This window comes from Hydrogenibacillus schlegelii (assembly GCF_001653195.1).
In the GTDB taxonomy this organism is placed as follows: domain Bacteria; phylum Bacillota; class Bacilli; order Thermicanales; family DSM-22653; genus Hydrogenibacillus; species Hydrogenibacillus schlegelii.
The window spans coordinates 53939-73906 of the sequence record NZ_JXBB01000004.1 but is presented as its reverse complement, the minus strand read 5'-3'; the positions used below and the strand labels follow the sequence as shown (position 1 = coordinate 73906).

Here is a 19968-nt window from a genome sequence, read left to right as displayed (position 1 = left end):
TGAGCCATCCGGTATCCCTCCTGGTGAAGTGGTTTCTTCTCCGTCTCACATTCTACCAAAGAGGGCCGGATGGCTCATTTTATGTTACCTGGACCATCCGTTTTTACACATGATACCGGACACGACTCCCTTGTAAGCGGGCTTTGAGCCGTTCAAGTCACGGATAACACGTATAAAAAACAAGAGAGCGACGTGCCGCCGCTTCAAACTGAAAATCCGCCCTCCAGGGAAGGGGGGCGGATTTTTTAACTTTTTAAGACCGCCTTCTCTTCAGTGTTTCTTTTGCGGTGATGCTTTATTTCCCGAGTTAACATTCATAAGGGCAGTCGATATCGTCTAATCTAATTGGATGAAGATGCTCAACGACAATGCTAAAACCTCCTAGACTCTTCCATTCGGTTCGATTGCCAATGATGTAAATCCGTTCTTTTGCCCGGCTGACCGCAACATTCAACAGATTTGGTTTTTCAGCGACCCATGCCCGTGCACCGGAATTAGAAGGGCCGCTGCCGCCGAGGACGAGGATGACGACCGCCGCCTCTTTTCCCTGAGTCGTATGGACGGTGCCCACCCGCTCTTGAGGAACCCGAAAAGCAGCGGCTATCCGTTTCTGTCTGATCTGGCGCACGACATCCCGAAACGGAGAGATGATGTACACATCTTTAGGATCAAAGGATTTATAGCATTTGATAAGGATTGACAAAAGTTTTTTGAGGGCTTCCCCTTCTTCCGGGATAAAATGTCTGGAATCAATTCGACCGGAGAACGGCACGTCGATCCACCCGCTCTCCGGAAGTTGTATTGTTGACGGCTTACGTCCCCACACCATCATGTCGTTATAACTCAACCGGTTGATGATGCTGAACATCGGATTATCGCAGCGGCGATGAACGCGAAGCGGGGCGCCCACCCATACTTCGCGACCATCGAGCTGCTTGAGTTTTGTCCCGTAAATCATGGATCGATCGGCCAGAGACTGAACTGAAGCGTGGGTGGGCCACCAGTCTCCTTCAACGTCAAAAATCTTTCCGAAGGCGGCCACGATCCGCTTCGGAAGGGTGACGACCGGCTCAAGCTGAAGCGGATCGCCGACGACGACCACCCGCTTGGCCCGCCAGAGGGCCCCGGCGGCTTCCTGAGGCCTCGCCTGTCCGGCTTCGTCGATCAGCAGCCAGCCGACCGAATGCGGTGCAAAGTCCCGAAACATCCGGGGAAATGATGCAAAGGTCGTTGAAACGACGGGAACGACCAGTCCCAACGTCTCCAGAGCGGTCTTCAATCCATCGGCCGGTAACGTCTTCCCGCTGAGCCAACGCTTCACCAAAATGAGATTTGACCACATCTGATTTGCGGCATTTTCGATAAAGGCCTGGTGCAGTTCTAGAGCCCGAAGAAAGACTTCGATGCGCGCCCGCAACCAATCCTCATCCGCCCAGGGAGCCTGAAGTTCCGCCTTTGCCGCGTCAATCGATCCGTCGCGCAGCGGAACACGGTTACCAAGAATCGATTTGAGTTTTTTTATTTTATCTTTATATTCTTTCATATGTTGAATGCTGTTTTGGCATTGACTCTTTGCCCGCCCAAGCTTTATTTGTTCTTCTTTCCACGCTTTTTCTTTTTCGCGTAGATCAGCGATGAGCTTTTCTTCAAGATTGAACCTCTCCCGGTATTCCACCTCCAGCTCCTTCAATTCGTGCCGCCACCGGCGATAAGAACGTCCGAACGTCCTTAACGTTTCGAGCCATCCGGGCTTCCTCCTCTTGTGAAGAAGCCACGCATCCCTCCGGCGCTGAATGTCGACCTCAAGCTGAGACCGTCGATTTTTGAGCTGTTCGATTTCCTGTTCAAGCTTCGATATTCGTTCTTTGTATTCTTGGATCTGCCGCATCTGATTCCGGATTGATCGCCTTACGTCGAGGTAGTGATTGAGGATCTCGGCCTCCCGAGCGATTCGGGTGCGGTGCGCTTGCTCCTTTCTTAACGCCTCTTCAAAGGTCTTTACGACCTCTGACCAAGACTTTTCCGGGGATCGCTTTCCATCCGAAATTTCTTTCAATCGATGAATCAGACCGATGGCTTCGGCACTGACTTCGGAGCGCTGCAAAGCCGGACGTTTTTCCAAAACGATTTGGATAAACTGATCGCGATTTTCTTTTTTTCCGAGGACTGTTTTTCCGCCGATTGAAGAAGAGCGGTGGCCAGTTCCTGAAAATAAGCTGCCTGATTGACAAAGTTATTTGCCACAGCATCTGTTTTGGGCAACTCTAACGTCACGTTTTCGACTGCTCCGTTATTGCTGGAAGCGACGACGATGGCATGATCGAGATGTTGAATTGGATAATACGGCGGTTCATTTTCGTCATATTTCCTTTTGGGCAAGAAGATTTTACGGGGATCGTCATATTTGGACAAAATCTTTGCTCGATCGACAACGACGGCGGCGACGATATCTCTTAGCAGTGTCGTCTTTCCGGTGCCGGGCGGACCGTTGACGGCAAAAAGCCCGCCCCGTTTCGAAGTCAGATGATTCCAAAGTGCATTCACGGCAAATTGCTGGCTTCGCACCAGAGAATAGTCCGATGGCCAGCTGCCTTGCGGAAAATACCGGGGATGAAGAAGCCGAACGACTTCCATTTCGCCTTCTTTCGAGCGAAGATCGATCCTTCGTTCGCCAGAATCTTGGTCCATTATCCTTTTGAAATAACTTAAAAAGGCGTCTCCGCCAAGGTAACTGGAACTTTCAATCCGATGCAGATCCGAAATGTAAAAACTGTTGATCAGGCTTTCGTCCACCGGCCGGGCATCGGCGACGTGATCGACCTCAGAAAAGGAGGCGATACGCGGTTGATCGTGCGGATGATCGTGCGGTTGATCGTCCAATTGATCTAGCGATTGATCGCGCTTTCGGCCGCGCAATTGATCGAACGCGCTATTTTTCTGTACTTTTTTTAGTTGTTTGCTTTTGACGATATAGCGCGGTGTCGTCCCCAGCAGCTCTTCCGACAAACTGCAATGCCGGATCACCAACCGAGTAAAGTCATCGAACCATGCTTTATCGACCGGTTTTTTAAGCAACCGAACGCGCTCGGCAAGTTCTTTGCGTAGCGCGACCTCCAACGTATCGAAGCCGGGCACTCCGCTTCGCCGTTGGATCTCTTCCCTTCCGGGTTGCGGCAACCCATCGAGGTTGCACCATGTTCCCTGTTGCAACGCGCCGACTCCTTGATGAAGAATGACGCCGGCAGCCCAGCCGGCCATCGATAATGCGAACGTTTCCGCAATCGGACGTCCTTCGGCGTCTACCTCAACGTCATACAGCCGGCCGGTGCCGCTGGCTCGATCGTACTCGTCGTCTTCACGTTCATTATCCGCTATTAAGCTTTTAATTTCATATAAAATCTTTTCATAAAATATTCTAATATCATACAAGCCGGCTTGTACGATGTAATGCCATTGATGTTGATCGCGCGGTTGTTTTCGACGATGTTCATGGCCTTCCATCCAAGGCATTGCGCCTTTTTCTTTATTAATTTCATAACTCGGTTCTAATTTGTCATCGGGATGAGCTTTGTCGGCTGTTTGAGGCGTCAACGCTTCCAGAGTAAGCCAGTAACGCAAAATTTTATTAATAAATTCCCGAGAATTAATCATTTCTTGCCCTCCACTTTGATTTTTGTTTATAGCTTTAATCCCTTTTATTAGGTGGGCTCAAAACTGACATATGAGGACCGCTTTCTCGCGAAGGAGATCAAGTTTCAATCCCTCATAAGGTAGGCTCAAAACGTGCCACGCCTGGACGGACGCCGATGAGCTCTTCGTGTTTCAATCCCTCATAAGGTAAGCTCAAAACACGATTGCATCAGCTGATCCCTAAGCTCACTTACGCGTTTCAATCCCTCATAAGGTAGGCTCAAAACACGCACCGCAGTGAGGGCAGTACATCCCCTCACCACTTTTCAATCCCTCATAAGGTAGGCTCAAAACGATAGCCGGTGGATCAGCGCCTCGCCGCCGTCTACGAGTTTCAATCCCTCATAAGGTAGGCTCAAAACACGCACCGCAGTGAGGGCAGTACATCCCCTCACCACTTTTCAATCCCTCATAAGGTAGGCTCAAAACGATAGCCGGTGGATCAGCGCCTCGCCGCCGTCTACGAGTTTCAATCCCTCATAAGGTAGGCTCAAAACCCCGTTCAAGGTAGGAAAGTTGGTCTTAGCAATGAAGTTTCAATCCCTCATAAGGTAGGCTCAAAACCAGGAAAGAACTGACCGCGCTGTTCTGGAGGATCGTGTTTCAATCCCTCATAAGGTAGGCTCAAAACGCACAAAAAATATTGGACGAGGAGATCGAGTTCGTAGTTTCAATCCCTCATAAGGTAGGCTTAAAACCACCGCTGGGCAAAGAAGAATTGCCCAGAAGTGAAAAGTTTCAATCCCTCATAAGGTAGGCTCAAAACTGCGCCGCTTCGGCGGCCGTGTCCAGACGATACGGGTTTCAATCCCTCATAAGGTAGGCTCAAAACTTGCTTATCCATGATTGGGATGATTATGCGGGGAGATGTTTCAATCCCTCATAAGGTAGGCTCAAAACTCGAGACTCCGAGTCGTACGACAGCACGGCGTACAACGTGTTTCAATCCCTCATATGGTAGGCTCAAAACCCAAAAAGTAATATTTGCCCATGTACACATAAGAGGTTTCAATCCCTCATAAGGTAGGCTCAAAACTCGTACATAACACGTACGGAGCCAGATTGCCGGGCCGTTTCAATCCCTCATAAGGTAGGCTCAAAACTGCCGTCGCCGTAAGCATAGACGCGGCAGCGAAAATGGTTTCAATCCCTCATAAGGTAGGCTCAAAACGACGGCGAAATAAGCGTGTTGATGCCGTACTCCACCGTTTCAATCCCTCATAAGGTAGGCTCAAAACCATAGCTCCCGTCTACTTTGAGGACCTCGCAATCAGAGTTTCAATCCCTCATAAGGTAGGCTCAAAACCACCCAGGGATCGCGATCACGCCAGAGCGATTTGCCGGTTTCAATCCCTCATAAGGTAGGCTCAAAACTGCCCGGCCGGAAGGGTACCGCTTCGTCCTCGTTGAGTTTCAATCCCTCATAAGGTAGGCTCAAAACCGCCACAAACAGGGCATTTTGCTTCAGTAGTAACTCGTTTCAATCCCTCATAAGGTAGGCTCAAAACGCTCACAGACGCCCTAGGCGCTGCCCTAGACGCACGTTTCAATCCCTCATAAGGTAGGCTCAAAACGAAAATTTGCGTGTCGTATACCGAACCGCCGTTGAAGGTTTCAATCCCTCATAAGGTAGGCTCAAAACGCCCTTGCAGACTACATCTTGATTTTCCGCAAGCCGTTTCAATCCCTCATAAGGTAGGCTCAAAACAATCCGTCCAACGTCGATCTGGAAGATGGCAGCTCCGTTTCAATCCCTCATAAGGTAGGCTCAAAACTCTATGAGGCCGCGCCGGGTATAACGTGCGTTGCCGTTTCAATCCCTCATAAGGTAGGCTCAAAACTTCAGCCGAATTGAGGGAAAGGGCAGCAGAAACAGTTTCAATCCCTCATAAGGTAGGCTCAAAACTACTGTTGGGAACTATTTTGTCCCAACTGCGGAAGGGTTTCAATCCCTCATAAGGTAGGCTCAAAACCAGCCGCCGGCGCCGGCGGCGTCGGGCCCCCCCCAGTTTCAATCCCTCATAAGGTAGGCTCAAAACCAGCGACCGGGATACGTTCCCGCATCCGCGCCGTCGTTTCAATCCCTCATAAGGTAGGCTCAAAACTGATAGCCAGCCTTCTATATTTCGCCGCAAAACGTGTTTCAATCCCTCATAAGGTAGGCTCAAAACCAACGTGGCTAACGCATCTCTGGCTCACGAACGACCGTTTCAATCCCTCATAAGGTAGGCTCAAAACTCATCGACATCGACTCAGAAGGGAGAAAAGCACCAGTTTCAATCCCTCATAAGGTAGGCTCAAAACTAACTAAGCACCGCATAATCAATTTGCTTTTCCCTTTTACCGAATTAATGACCCTCAATCGCAGGCTTTGGAAAAATGCGCTAGGCTAAGTATAGCACAGGATACAAAAGACAGCAAGTTGTCGTCGATCCCCGGGGGTTTTGGCACGATCGTAGATCGACGACATGAGCTCAATAATTGCTTGAATGTCTGTCATCCTTAAGCATCGTCTTTCTCAAGGATCAGACGAAGTCGACCGTAACCGCTCGATGACTTCGCACCGACTCCGACATAACAAAACGCCAGCCGCAAGATCTGGAAGGCCGTTCTGACCCATTTGGGTTGTCCTTCCAGCGCGATCAAGAATCGACCCGTCACCGATATGAACGGAATTGGCGTAGGGCTATCCCAATCGGCGGGCGGAGTTTTGCCGTCGCGATAGTATTCCGAATGGTGGACGTTCATAACATCCGAATGGATCTGAACAGACTCCGGTATGGGCAGCGCATCGTAAAACGTGACCATACCCTCAGCCTCGATCGTCCCGAACAACGTTTGATAGGCATCCCGATCGGCGCGCCAGGTCTCACCAAGATATAATCTGGCGAATCGGGCCGCAAGTCCCTTCAGTGCTCTGCCCGGAATATACGGAATGCCGTACGGATGTTTAAAGAGAACGGACGTCTCCAGCACACTCGGCGCCCCGAGGTGGATGCTGAGTCTGCCAAGGGTTTCAGCTTCCCGCATCATCGCTTTACGTTCTTCCAGGGCTTCTTTCCATCGCTTAAAGAATTGCGCATATGCTAATTCGATCTTATCACTTTCTAGATCCTTATTTTCTTTAGCCGAAACGTTTTTATTGAAGAGCAAGACCACACGGTGGACGTGATTTTGACGCGCCTCTTTATCTTCCCCATTTCGAGCAAGAAAATATTTGTCAAACCACAGCGCCGGATTCATCATCGCCTTCGGCAGCCAGCGCTCAGCCTCATCGCGAGAAGCGGACAAGATCCGGGTCAGCGAATCCCGCCAGACAGGCACCGCATTCCCCTCCCTTTTCCGGATTCCTCGGTGTTTCGAATTCCGATCTCCCAACATCCTCAGCGTTTCGAATTCCAATCCAACATAATCCACCGCGTTCCAAATTTCGATTTCCGAACCCCTGATTTCCGAACCCCTCTATCTGATATCCGAACCTGCATCCATCGCGACCGTATGGTCGACTTTAAGCACAGACTGGGCAAAGCGCCTGTACCATTCTAAGGCCGCCAACGCTTCTCGTGTAAGCCGCATGTACGTCCGCAAGTCGGCCGTCCGCACCTGTTGTAGGAGCGCCTCCCGATTCGAAAAGCCCAGAACGTGAGCGAGATGATCGAGAAGAATGAGCCCCGCTTCCTCTCCCTCGCTTCTTTCCTTCGTTGAGCGCGCGTGCACATACGCAAGCGCCTGCTGCAATCCGGCCCTTCGGACGAGATAAGGGAGCCGAAGCGCCCAGCTGCCGTATTTGACGCGGCTTTTTTCGTTCATCCTCGCCACTTGATCCCCCACCACTTGCCGGTAAATCAAAGCCGCGTACTTCTGACTTTTTGTCTGCATGTTCCCCCTCCTCTCTGTACCGCCCGATCTATCGGCACACCCATAAACGAGCAACGCCGATCGCGAATCCCATATCCCTCGGCTCGCTTCTCAACCGCAAATCTCGCGATTTTCCATATCCCTCTCATCGAACTGCACAACCGTAAATCCCGCATCCTTCCTTGTGCTTCACGATCGCGGAGCCCCCATCTTACGTGGAATTCACGTATGATCGATTCCGGTCAGCGCATGGCACATTCGGATTCTCGCTCGCCCCTCGCAGGCAGAAAGTCGTGCTGCGTCTCGTTCAGGACTTTACCACCCGCACCCGACACAGGCCCCGCCCGACGGTGGCCTTTCCGCCCAGCTGAAGAGGCTTTTGGGTAAGCGCTTCGATGGTCTTCAGAACCTCGTCGGCTTCCGCCTTTACGGGCATCGCCAGAAGCATCCCTGATAGCACCGATTCGGTAGGCAGCGCCTCTTCGTACCAGAGTCCGCCTTCTACCACCGTCTTTAACTCACTGTCCAGCCGGACCCGGGCCTCCACTTCCGTCGCCGTGTCGAGCAGATAGCCGAAAAGATCGTCGTGGACGACCAAAAACCTCTCCCCAAAAAACGCCTGCATCGCCGGGTCGCCCGGAAAAAGCCGCTCCGCCAGCCAAGTGGCCCATCCCCGACTTTCCTCGGAGAACCGGGGCATAAGATCCAGATCTTCGAGCACGATCCAGGCAGCAGCGCCTTCGGAGGGGGGATCCATCTTTCCGACGATGGCCGCCTCTTCGGTTGCGACGAGTCCTTCGTCCACTGACGCCGGCTCGGGAACGTCCGGTACGGCCTTCGCTATCTCCGCAAGCTCCAGGTCGCGACGAAATCGCCTCAGGACAAAGGGCGACGTCGCCCAGGCAAACGTCCCCCAGAGGCTGCGTACGGGGAACAAAAGAAGCTTCTGATCCCCGATCACGACCGAGCCCGCATGTTCAGACGCTTCGGCCGTGTCCGGGCCAAAGAGGCGCCGGCGCACATCCGGATCTTTGCAGGCATCGCGCAGCACCCCTTTGAGTGACGATCCGGGAAGATACGGCAACCCGGTCGCCCGCTCCCGGGCGACCGGAAGATCGATGATGCCCACCCCCTGCCCCGTCCCCGCATGGAGCGGGGAGAGCGCGTGCACGAAAAGCGGCCACCCCCGAAGCATAACGGCACCTCCCTCGCAGGGTATCCAGTCAAGGCATATCAAAATAGAACGGGCGCCTTCCGGAGCGCTTCCGTTACGCGCATCCGGACTCCGCTACGGCGCTCTGCACCGCATCCATTCTTCCGCGACGCCGCCGCCACGCCACATCGATCATTTCAAAGCGTCTCGAAAAACGCCGCGAGCACGTCGACTTTGCCGTCCACGGTCCGAAGCGGGAGGGGCTGAAGCGGACTGATTTTCTGCGCCTCCTTCGGGGTGAGAAAAGGATCGACCGCATACGTCCGTCTCCCGGCCTGCAGGGCGAGGCGGTGACCGCGCCACTGAAAAATCCCGGTGTTTTCCAGAATCAGCGCCAGGCCGACCGCACCGTTTTGGCAGGCATAGGGCCGCAAAATGAGCGGGCTCGCCAGACGGTCGACGCTGTTTCCATCGCCGAGCAGCCTGCCTCGAAGCTCAATGTTTTTCTCCCTTGGATCGGACTTTCCACCCCTAAAGTGAAACACGATCGGCAGGCCGAACGCCGCCCGCGGAAATTTGTCGATGATCTCACCCTTCGGTTCGTTCTGCGGACGACCCCGGCGGCCCGGAGCGCGAAGGAGGTTCCGAATGGCATCGGCCTCGGGCCAGGCCGAACGCCCGTTCACCTGTTGTTTTCGGAATGCGCGCAACTTGGACACGAGCTCTGTCCACGCGTCTTCGACGTTGCGATAGCAGGTCTGAGCGGAACGAAAGCGGCCATCATCGCCCGAACTGCCGGCGCGAGGCCCCGACGGTCCGATCACTTTAAGGCGCATGTGCGGATGGAGATGCGGCACGCCGGGAGGCCATTTTCCGTCTACTCCCACGTATTGCTTCAATTTCTTCTCGATGTCGCGTCTTACGTCATCGACCGTCGCAGGCGGCGGGATCCTCCGGCCATCGATTTCGACCAGCCGAATCGCCCCAAATCCGCGCCGCGTCCGGGCGCCGAGGCCGCCGAACGTCTCCCAGGCCCACAGTGCCGCGTGAACGTCTTCCTGATGCCGCTTCGGGTAGATCAGTTCCAGTGCGAACTTCACGCCCCGGATGACCCGGCCGGGCGGAAGCCGCGGCTCTCCTCTTGTGCTCTGCAGCGGGAAGGCGACGTAAGCCACTTTTTTCCACAGCGAGTTCGGTTCCTGCCGGAGATCACGGTCGTTTCGGCCGTTCCGCTCGCGCTGCTCCTCACGGTTCACCTGGGGATACGGCGTCTCGTAGCGGAGGGGATCGTGGGGAGTGAGCATCCGGACAAAGATCTGAACGTTCATCGAGCGGTGCGGTTTTTGCCCGTCCGCTCCCGATTTTCCGGCACCGGGATACGCAGCAGCAGCTTCAGCAGCGGCTTCAGCGGTAGCTTCAGCGGCCGCAGCTTCAGCGGTACCAGCATCGGTGTTACCAGCTTCATCAGGAGCGGCTCCGGCGGCACCGGCGTAAGCGGCAGCGACTTCAGAGAACCCAGCTTCAGCGGAAACGGCATAAGCGGCTTCGGATTCGGCTGCAGCCGTCCTGGACGCGCCCGCTTTTGCGCCGCCCCCTGCGGCCATGCCCCAGATCTCCGCTTCCAGTTCGTACAGGCGGGCGAGATCGCCGTTCGACTTTCCCCCCCGAACCGCCCGCCACCAGAAGCGAAGCTGTCCCCGGATCGCCGTTCCCCGCACGGGGGTGATCGGATCGGGACTGCGCGGCACAACGCCGCCGAACATCGGCGTGATCACCTCGTAGACCCGCCGTTCGAAGACAAGTTCCTCCAAAGATGCCGGGTCAAAGCGGACCGGCGGAGGCGAAGCCTGACGCGCCTTCCTCAGGCGCTCCCGGTTCCCCTTGCCGTTCATCGACGTCCCTCCTCGGCGGCCGACGCCATCACCGGCACGGCTCCATCCCAGAACCCCACCGCCACCACGCCAAAGCCGGCGCAGCAGTCGTCGGCCTCATCGCTGATGGCGGCAAACCACATCGTCTGCACCCACCGCCGGATGTCCGCTTCTTTCCCCTCCAGCCGGAGAAACAGGACCGTTCCGGCCGGCGCCAGCCGTCGGCTCGGCTTTTCCCTTCTTCTGGCAAAATCCCATCCCGAAACCGTCTCGTAGCGGCGCAGGGCGATCGCCCGAAGGGTCGGCCGAACATTTTCCCGAACGTCCAGCAGCCAGGACGGCCGCCACCCCTGCCGAAAATGCGCCGGGGTGAGGAGCAGCAGGCGGGCATGGCCGCTTTTGGCGATCTTCTCCGGCAGATCCGCCGGCATCGCCGGGACGCTTTTCGCGCTCTTTTTCCATCCGACGAGGCGCCGTTCGCCGCCCAGCGGCGCCGGGCCGCCTGCAAGATTCAGCGGATCCCCGTCGACCGCCACCGCAAGAGCAAGGCGGCGGGCGCGAGACAGCGCCCGACCTTCGCCGGGCTCCGTAAACTCAAGCCCCCGCGTCTGAAAGAGCGCCCCGCTCTCGACGTCCGCGGTCAGCGTGTGCGGAAGAATCTTGACGTGCGTTCTCATCTCCTGAACCGGTCCGCTTATGCCGAGCTCCGGACGGCGGACGCGCCAAGTCCACGCGCCGTCCGGCGCCGCCTCATCCGGCGGATCGCTCAGCCACCGAACATAAGCGTCCCACGACCAATACCGGGGGGCGCCGCCGATCGGCTTTCGAGGGTCCCGTTCTTTTAACCCGACCGGAAGGAGCTCGTCGACCAGATCCGTCACCACCCCGTCCGGCAGCCGGAGCGGGATGAGGCGCTTGACGGCGATCCAGTCGGAGGCACTCGCCCCGCCTTCCACCGAGGCTACGGCGTCGGTCTCCGGGGTAGCGTCGAGCAGCAGGGCGTCGGCGGGAGGCGCCACGAACCATTGATCGATCTCCCCCGCCCGATCGAGCGCGACGAGTAACGGGCCGCGGACGCAGAGCTTCTTCACCTGCTCCAGCAGACGTTCTTGAAAACGGCCGTCCGGCCCCAGGCCGGCCCGCGTCCGGAGCGCGCCGGTCGTCGTCGACGGATACGGAAAATCGAGACTGTACGCCCGGGCGCCGGGATAGGCGCCGAACGGTCGACCGTCCCGGACGATCAGCGGATCGCGCGGTTCAATGATCCATACATCCAACGCCCGCGCCCCCTTCCCCGGATGCCCGGACTTCGGCGTCCGGAAGCTTATACGGCCCGTCCCCGGCCAGATCTTTGACGGCCGCGATCTCCCGGGCGATGAGAAGCTCGTCCACCCGTTCCTCGAGCCAGGCGAACACATTTTCCGTCCTTTCCAGATCGTCGATCAGACGCTGAAGGAAGGTCGCGTCGATCGGGGCTTCGCCCCCCTCCGTTCGCTTTCGCCGCAAGAGGCGAACGGCCTCTTTCCGGGCGGCCTCCTCCAGGTCCGACGCCTGCGCCGGATCGGTCGGCCGAAGCGTCCGGGCGAGCGTCTTTAAGTCGTATGCCAGCCGATCCGAGAGTTGCCCCGTCCGCAAAAGCTCGATCAGCCACCGGAGCCGCTCATCGAGAACGCCCCAGCGGCCGCGCACCGTCCGCTGGCTTCCTGACCGTTTCGATAGGGTGATGGCGAGGGCGTTTTTTTGCGGAAGTGACTTCGCCGCCTTCTCCGTCTTGCGGGCCAGATCAAACACGTCCGAGAGCGGCTCGAGGTGATGAGCGATGACGAGGCCGACGGAAAGTGTTGGCGAGATCCGTCCGTTCTTGTCCGGCGCTGAAAATGAGCCGAGAAACGAGCGGAAAGTGTCAGAAAGTTTTTTGGCGCAGTCGAGGGCGCGATGGAGCGGCACGAGGGCGAGCACGTCGTCGCCGCCGGAGTAAATGAGGGATCCGCCGCACGCAGAAGAGGCGACGAGCTCGGCCGCCCGGAGCGCAAAGCGGCTCTGCCGGAGAGACAGCGCCCGGTGCTGATCGGGTGAAGTCTGCGCATCGATGATCCGGCCCATGTGGTCGCCGTCGGACACCAGAAGCGCGTAGTAGGGATGAGGCCGGATCGCTCGGCCGCCGCTTCCCTCCCCGAACGCCTCGTCCAGAAACTTGCGCAGCGCCTCGAGGGCCGCCTTTTTCCTACGCCGAACTTCATCCGGCCCCGCCGCGGAGGTTGACCGCTCGACGAGCCGCGCCAGCCGTTCTTCAAAGAGGAGCTCCCCGTCGTACGGCCCGAAGACCGGATGCTCCGGCCGTACCGTCGGAAGATCGTCGTCCTGAAGGCCGAGGGCCCTGAGGCGATCGATAAACGTCGTCACCGCCGATCGCCGCTCGTCCGTCAGACGCTCGAGAAGCGGCAGGGCCGCCACGTGCGACGTGCTCCAGAAGGTCGACGGGACCTCATCCGGGACGCCCGGCCGCAGGCGCCGCCCGTGGCGCTTCATCAGGCACACGCCGCACAGATGCTCCTCCTTCTGAATCCCGTAGCGACGATACAGCTCCGCCTCCTCGAGGGACCGGACCTCTTCCGGGAAAAGCACCGACTCCCGCGCGCCGTCCAGCGCACACTTCGGCTTTTCCGCCCCCCAGGTCACCGGCGCAAAGTCCCGCGACGCCTTCCGGGCGCTCATCGCCGCCTCGACGACCTGGCGCGCAGCGTCGTAGCGGTCGCTAAGCGGGGCCGCCGCCCAGAAGAGTTCCGGAAAATCGTCCACCTGCCGCACGGCGACCGCCCGATCGAACCGTCCGACGATGCGGCGATACGCCTCCTCCCGAAGCTCTCCGAGGCGCCGAAGGACGGCCGCCCGCACCGCCCGGCCGACGTCCTTCGGCGGGCGATCGATGACGGCCAGCACCCGGTTCGGCGCGCTGAAGTCGGGATCGGACAGGCGATCAAGGCGATCCGGCGCCGGGAAGATCAGCGCCTCCCGGGAACCTCCGCTTAGCGCGACGATCTCCCGGGCCGCCGCCTTGGCGAGCTCGCTCAGGAGCCAGGAACCGTACCAGAGGTCCCGGCTTCTCCGGGCCGTCGCGATAAAGTCCTGAACGGGGCCGATGTGGAAGAGGAAAAGAAACTTATTTTCCATGATTATCACATACTTTTCACGGATTTACTTCCTGTCTTGTCCTTTCTTCCCTAAATCTATCTCTTATGTTTTGTAAGTCGATAACGTGTCTTGCATGATAACCAGCATCGTCTGGTTTCACACCAATCCAAATAACCTTCGGAAAATGCCCTTTTAATCCATGAATTGCTGCAAGCAAGGCCATTGTTGGAGCGGAAAGGCCGGGAGGAATAATGTAAACTGATTCCGAAGACCACTCATCTGATGCAAGCATGATTTTATTTTTAAGCAAATCATCTATTTGTTCAGTAATATCTCTGTTAATGTCAAAATGGATCCCTACTTCGATCAATTCACTTATCTCTAATTTATGATCTACAAGAAGTTCTTCTTTTTGTTGAGCCGTCAAGGGGTGACTGCTTAGGTTAAGGACAATTGCTCTCTTAACGTCGCTACGGTTTGCCATGGAAATTATTTCCTCCGGCGTTGCACGGGCTGTTGCTGTTTCCCGCCGAATAAACACATCTTCTTTTTCAAGATGTTCAATTGGCCTGACGATCTTGTGCGGTCTTCTAAAGGGGGTAATCACCACCACACCGATTTTTTTATGTTCATTCAATGGAATAACTTCCAATGACACCCGTGGAGGCGGGTCGCTATAATTCGCGAGAATTTCATTCATTTGTCGTTCCAACTCATCACGATTTATATCTTCCGAAAGTCCGACCACACAGTCCAAATAACTTGATTGGCTTTCTCTCGGGCACTGGCCTTCGTCCTTAACGCCTATTATGATATAGCCTGTTCCGCTTCCCCCTTCAGATGGGCTTATTCTGCTGTTTGCTATTGCCGTAACATCTTTTATGAATTCTGCTTTTCCTCTGGCGGATTTTAAGTCAATTTGAGTTTTCAAGTCCACAGTTGTTGTTTCGCGGCCATTGATCACGTATCTCTTAACTCGATGCCAAAGCACTTCCTCATCTCTTTTCAAGTGAATAATACTCATTTTGGAACCTCCTCCCACTATTAGAGACTAGTTTTGTTCTCCCAACATTTTACTCTCCATTGGCATGCGAAGCAACTTCAGATTGGCTCGAGCCTTTTTCGCCGCGCCTGAATCTCGGTCTGACCTGCATCAGGCCATCTTCAGTTTTGGGGGATTCCACGATTCTTTTTTAAAAGGCTGGTGAATGAAGTCCACCGGATCGACCATCTTCGCCCGACGAGGTCTGACGTCCGAACGAATAGAACCGTCAAAAACGCGGCCGCTCCCTTTGTGAGCCTTTCGTCTGCCGGTTTGAGGCACACGGAACTCCCGGTCTGTGGGCGCTTCCGCACATACCGGCTTAATCGTTTGAGATTCTGCACTACAGCTGTCAGGATGGCTTGCTCTTGCATCGCTTCCAAGCCACGGCTTCGAGCACGGCTTAAGCCGTGCTGCGCTTTGCCTTCGGCAAAAAGACGTTCAATGACGACGCGTCGCGTCCGTTTGGCTCGGTAATGCGTTTGACCATTCAGGCGACGAACAATGCTTTGCACGAGTACCGCCTTGATCTTGCTCCATCTTTTGCGTGCTTTCTCCGGATCCCGGACGGCTCGGCGCCACCCGGGGAGCGCTTCTTTTTGAAGCGATCGCACGGGAATGAGGGGAACGACGTCCATCTTCAAAAGCCGATCGAGCGTTTCCGTATCGGCATATCCACCGTCTCCGGAGACGCTTTGAATGCGAAGAGAGGGGTGCTCACGCCGGATGTCCAGCAACGCTTCGAGGGCGGCCTCTCGTTCCGCAGTGCCCGTGATGATCTTGGCCTGGGTCCGCAAGATGACGGAGGAGCGGGTGTCCACCGTGTGATGAATGAGATAACGCAAATGGGCTTCTTGGCCGGAGCTTTTTCGATCAAGGCGGGCATCCGGATCGGTGATGCTCCGATGGGTCCGGTTGGAAAACCGCTCCCCCCGAAAATCGCCCGGCTTCTTGGGTGGCCTTCCCGACGAAGCCGAAGGGGAGCCGGGGGATGAAAGGTTCGGGCCCGGATCGGGGGGATGAGGGTCGGACGGAGAGGAGTCGTCTTCGTCTCCGCCGTCGGAAAACGAGCGATCTTCTTCCTCCAGCCGGGCCAAATAAGCGTCGAGCGACTCGACGGGGGCCGGCACGATGGGCTTTAAGCGGTGGATGGAAGCATTGGCGCGGACAAGGGTGCCGTCCACCGCGACATGCACTTCCGGCTGAACGAGCCCTGCGGCGATGCATTGATCCACCACATGGCGCATGGCTTTCTCAAAAATGCCGTGCCTGCGCCAAAGTTTCCGTGTTTTGACCACGGTCGTGCGATCCGGAAGCCTCGGACCCCCGGCCTCCGGGTAAAGCACAGATTCGAAATCGAGCCCTAAGAACCACAAATAACCGGCGTGCATGGGGAGCGTTTGAAAGAGTTCCCGCTCAGAGTGATTGAAGAGGTAAGACAGTAAGATGATCCGCATGACGAGTTCCGGATCGACGACCGGACGGCCGGTGCGTTCCGAATAAAGCGGGGCGACCCACTCAGGATCGCAGAGAAGTCCAAGACGCGATCGATTTGGCGAAGGATGTGATTTTGTGGCACGAGGGATTCCATATCAATGTGCTGAAACAATTTGGGTTGATGGGAAGTCCATCGTCGAGGCCGCATGTTTGAATCTCCTTTGAGAAAGGGATGTTTGCTTGCTTTGATTGAATGAATTCGATCCATGAGTTCAGTTTTCCTTCAAAACGATGGGGTTATTCACCGGCCTTTTAGGTAACCCCTTGTTTTTTGTGATCAAGCGTTTTTGCTCAACGGGAATGAAGTGCCGAACAACTATACTAATTATAACCTTTCTATTCCAACATATCCCAAGAAAGTGGCATCCCTGCGGGAATATCCTTTGCTGCTTTCCTTCCGAGCACTATATCGTAGTACCGTGTGTGAAGCCCATGCGCTGGTCGAATGCTCCGAACATGATACTCGGTAAACGTCTCCCCCTTTTTTATGTCTTTTACAACAAACAATGATCGGCGAAATGCTCGACTCGACTCTTCCCTTGATGTCGTGCCATAATGAACGGCACCCAGAGCTTTTTCAATCGTCCGAACAGCTTCCACCATCGCTTTGAATTCATCCGGCTCAAGAGAAAAAGCGCTATCCGGACCGGGAATACTTCTTGACAATGTTAAATGTTTCTCAATGATATTCGCCCCCAACGCCACGGCAGCTACTGGAACAGCGATCCCTAGCGTATGGTCGGAAAGTCCGACCGGGACTCCAAAGGCATCACGCATATGCGGGATCGTACGCAAATTCATTTCTTCCGGAGGCGCGGGATAAGCGCTATTCGTACGAAGCAGCGCGATTTCTTTAGCACCGGCAGCGCGTGCCGTTTGGACTGCCTCATCAATTTCTGCCAATGTGGCCATCCCTGTAGATAAAATAATGGGCTTCCCTGTCGCTGCCACCTTCCGTATGAGAGGCAAATCAACGAGTTCAAACGAGGCGATTTTATATGCCGGCACTCCCACTTCGTTTTCTAAAAAATCAACGGCCGTAGCATCAAAAGGAGTCGAGAAGAGAGTAATTCCAATGGTATCAGCAATTTGCTTTAACTTTGGTTGCCATTTCCACGGCATATATGCTTCAGAGTAAAGATCATATAGCGTCTTTCCATCCCACAACGTTCCGCTGTTCACACGAAAATATTCGCGACTGGATTGAATGGTTATGGTATCTGGTGTATACGTTTGCAACTTAACGGCGTCGGCACCTGCCTGCTTGGCGGCATAGATTAACTTAACCGCCTGATCAAAATCTTGTTGGTGGTTGGCAGATATCTCGGCAATAATATATGTAGCTTCTCCAGCGCCAATCCTCCGCCCCGCAATATTTATCAGGGAGCTCATCTTCTGATTTCACCCTCCAGTACAATATCACCACATGAGATGCGCCCAGTTAGCTTTGGCTTGTAAAAAGTTTATCACTGGTAACAACCCACAATCAAGCACGCTTCATCACGAATATACGAAATGATCTGTTGTTTTGCCGTCAATTGAGGTAACGCCCAAGTACTTATAACCTGCCTTTTTAAATGCTCTATTAGATTTCTCATTGTCTGGTTTAATATATGCATGAATGCAATCTACTCTTTTTTTCGTTATTAATAGACGAGATGCATACTGGATAATTTGAGGTCCTAGTCCCCGCCCTTGATACTTAGGATCCAATAAGACTGAAATGACAGCTTCACTTCCCACAATATTAAAGCGAACAAGCCCCATCGGCTGATCTTGTTGATTCATAACCATCCACATGATATAGTTACGATCAGCCATCTTCGAATTAAACCATTCAATATGGTTTTCCCAAGAAACCGGTTCTGGATTAAGGGAAGAAGATCGGATGCTTCTATCGTTTGCCCACTTCCAAAGCAGAACAGCGTCATTCCAATGGACATTCCGTATAAAAAACGACCTGTTTTGTAATACAGCGGCAATTCGCTCTACTCCATATCCGTCGATCAATTTTCGTCCTTTCATTCCCATTTCTAGGCGCAATAAAGGCGAGCGCATTATTTTGTGAATAATTTTTTTTATAAACGCATCGCTGATCGTTGTATGTTCGCCAAGATAGTACCCGATTCCCGCTTCATGAACCGCCTGTGAGACCATCAACTGATTTTCTTGTGTTGCCATCACCAACATTGGAATTCCCATAAAGGCCAGTTCCCAAACCGTCGTTCCCCCTGCTGTAATCGCTATATCCGATGCTGCCATGAGAGCCGGCATGTTATTGACATCTATTTTAATTCGAACTCGATGACCCCATTTTTCTACTTCGCGCGTTAATTCCTGGATAATGTCGAGATAGCTATTACTCGCACCGATAACGACATTGATCTCTAATGACCCGTCAATCTGCTTGATAACCTGGAGCACCTTAGAAGTTAGGTTCTGCGAATCACTTCCGCCCATTGTCAATAATAGCTTACGTACTTGAAACGAAAACTTTCGGTCGAGATGTCGCCACCGCCAAAATTCCTTTCTTAAAAGAACATAACGGCTGCCCAGCAATAATCGACAAGGCGATTCACATCGGTAATTTAATCGTTCGGCAAATAAGTTTTGATTGACGATAACATCGGCCACGTAATAAGGTAAGTGAGCATAATCGTCCATCAGCAGAAGCTTAAACCCTTTTTCCTTAAGAACCCGTTGATATTCCGGTGTAAATCCATACCCGTCAAGAATGATCCATTCAGCGCCGTGTTCTTTGGCAATGCCTGCCGTTATCAAGGCGTCATCAAAACCACCGATCGCTGTTGGGATACGTGTTACGCTTACGCCTACCTCGGCGTAACGCGCTTCAATTGACTCGGGCAGCGTGTGAGCAATAATATGCACTTCTTGCCCAGACGTTTTGAGCCATTGCGTCAGGCCAAGCATGCGCATGGCGTGTCCCGTTCCGATCATTGGAGAAGCATCCACACGTATGATAAACATTTTTCATACTTCCTTTTGCCGAATATGTTGGTTGAGCTTCCGCCATTCAGGATGTCGTTCAAGCACATCGATGATGTCTACGAAATCAAACCGCGGCTTTTGTGGATATAACGATTCTATCACACGCTTAACGAGTTCAAAATCCTCGATCGTATCGACCGTAAGCCGCCAGCTACTTAAATCCTGCGGATACGTCACCGAACCGAGTCGAAAACGATCAGGATGACGATAAATATAAAGCGTTACGTGCTCTCGGGATGCAGGATCTCGCGCTTCTTTCCAAGCTACCTCAAGACTTTCAAACGTAAACACTTCTGTATCCATTCCGCGCGGATAGGTTCGCTCAAGCGTATTTGAAACGTAGTCATACGCACCTTCCGCGCGGAGATAGTATTCAAGAACCTGCTCGATGACCGACGGCGCAATTAGCGGGCAATCAGCCGTGATGCGAACGACGACGTCAGCTCCATGAGCGCGGGCAGCATGATAGTAGCGATCAAGAACATCTTCCTCAGAGCCACGATAGACATCATAGCCATGTTCTCGAGTAAGCCGGTCGATCGGATCATCCTGTTGGTGCACTGTCGTCGCCACAACAATTCGATGAATCGATTTAACACGGTTGATACGGTCGAGAACATGCAATAAAAGCGGTTTTTCGAGCACCGGGCGCATGACTTTGCCAGGGAAACGCGTCGAACCCATGCGGGCTTGGACAATTGCAACGATGTTCATGT

At 54.4% G+C, this 19968-nt stretch carries 13 protein-coding genes, 1 pseudogene and 1 CRISPR repeat array; all 14 genes and pseudogenes read right to left on the bottom strand.

Annotated features, from left to right (window positions below):
* Positions 1-307 precede the first annotated feature (307 nt).
* Positions 308-2122 carry a DEAD/DEAH box helicase gene (locus SA87_RS02595; protein ID WP_169816891.1) on the bottom strand — a complete coding sequence of 605 codons (1815 nt, stop codon included), beginning with the start codon at positions 2120-2122 and terminating at the stop codon, positions 308-310.
* Entirely contained in the window at positions 2065-3651 is a 1587-nt protein-coding gene (locus tag SA87_RS13010; RefSeq protein WP_156516477.1) for a DEAD/DEAH box helicase family protein, read from the bottom strand. Before SA87_RS13010 ends, SA87_RS02595 begins: the two co-directional genes overlap by 58 nt.
* A gap of 101 nt (positions 3652-3752) precedes the next feature.
* Positions 3753-5994: direct repeats of the CRISPR family, unit length 31 nt; unit sequence GTTTCAATCCCTCATAAGGTAGGCTCAAAAC.
* A gap of 198 nt (positions 5995-6192) precedes the next feature.
* Positions 6193-7014, bottom strand: coding sequence for a type III-B CRISPR module RAMP protein Cmr6 (cmr6, locus tag SA87_RS02585; RefSeq protein ID WP_066198746.1), 822 nt, complete (start codon positions 7012-7014; stop codon positions 6193-6195).
* A 138-nt stretch (positions 7015-7152) separates the two neighbouring features.
* The gene (cmr5, locus tag SA87_RS02580) at positions 7153-7569 is read right to left on the bottom strand and encodes a type III-B CRISPR module-associated protein Cmr5 (RefSeq protein ID WP_066198744.1); all 417 of its coding nucleotides are present in this window, start codon (positions 7567-7569) and stop codon (positions 7153-7155) included.
* Positions 7570-7855: 286 nt separating this feature from the next.
* Positions 7856-8743, bottom strand: a complete 888-nt coding sequence (gene cmr4 / locus SA87_RS02575) for a type III-B CRISPR module RAMP protein Cmr4 (protein WP_066198741.1) — start codon at positions 8741-8743, stop codon at positions 7856-7858.
* Between the two features lie 155 nt (positions 8744-8898).
* The gene (locus tag SA87_RS02570; protein ID WP_483790115.1) at positions 8899-10305 is read right to left on the bottom strand and encodes an RAMP superfamily CRISPR-associated protein; all 1407 of its coding nucleotides are present in this window, start codon (positions 10303-10305) and stop codon (positions 8899-8901) included.
* A gap of 6 nt (positions 10306-10311) precedes the next feature.
* A pseudogene (cmr1, locus tag SA87_RS14540) lies at positions 10312-10593 on the bottom strand (type III-B CRISPR module RAMP protein Cmr1); the annotation flags it as partial.
* Entirely contained in the window at positions 10590-11849 is a 1260-nt protein-coding gene (locus tag SA87_RS02560) for a type III-B CRISPR module-associated protein Cmr3 (protein WP_066198733.1), read from the bottom strand. The pseudogene cmr1 and the gene SA87_RS02560, both read right to left, overlap by 4 nt.
* Entirely contained in the window at positions 11830-13743 is a 1914-nt protein-coding gene (gene cas10 / locus SA87_RS02555) for a type III-B CRISPR-associated protein Cas10/Cmr2 (protein ID WP_066198774.1), read from the bottom strand. The genes SA87_RS02560 and cas10 overlap by 20 nt, the downstream gene beginning before the upstream one ends.
* A gap of 16 nt (positions 13744-13759) precedes the next feature.
* A complete protein-coding gene (gene csx15 / locus SA87_RS12530) occupies positions 13760-14728 on the bottom strand; it encodes a CRISPR-associated protein Csx15 (RefSeq protein ID WP_082718262.1) in 969 nt (322 codons plus the stop codon).
* A gap of 140 nt (positions 14729-14868) precedes the next feature.
* The gene (locus SA87_RS02550; RefSeq protein WP_066198731.1) at positions 14869-16203 is read right to left on the bottom strand and encodes an IS5 family transposase; all 1335 of its coding nucleotides are present in this window, start codon (positions 16201-16203) and stop codon (positions 14869-14871) included.
* 376 nt (positions 16204-16579) lie between these two features.
* Positions 16580-17635: a pseudaminic acid synthase gene (gene pseI, locus SA87_RS12525; protein WP_082718147.1), complete on the bottom strand. Its 1056-nt coding sequence runs from the start codon at positions 17633-17635 to the stop codon at positions 16580-16582.
* Between the two features lie 108 nt (positions 17636-17743).
* Positions 17744-19231, bottom strand: coding sequence for a UDP-2,4-diacetamido-2,4,6-trideoxy-beta-L-altropyranose hydrolase (gene pseG, locus SA87_RS12520; RefSeq protein ID WP_082910440.1), 1488 nt, complete (start codon positions 19229-19231; stop codon positions 17744-17746).
* A 3-nt stretch (positions 19232-19234) separates the two neighbouring features.
* Positions 19235-19966, bottom strand: coding sequence for a cytidylyltransferase domain-containing protein (locus SA87_RS12515; protein WP_082718149.1), 732 nt, complete (start codon positions 19964-19966; stop codon positions 19235-19237).
* Positions 19967-19968 lie beyond the last annotated feature (2 nt).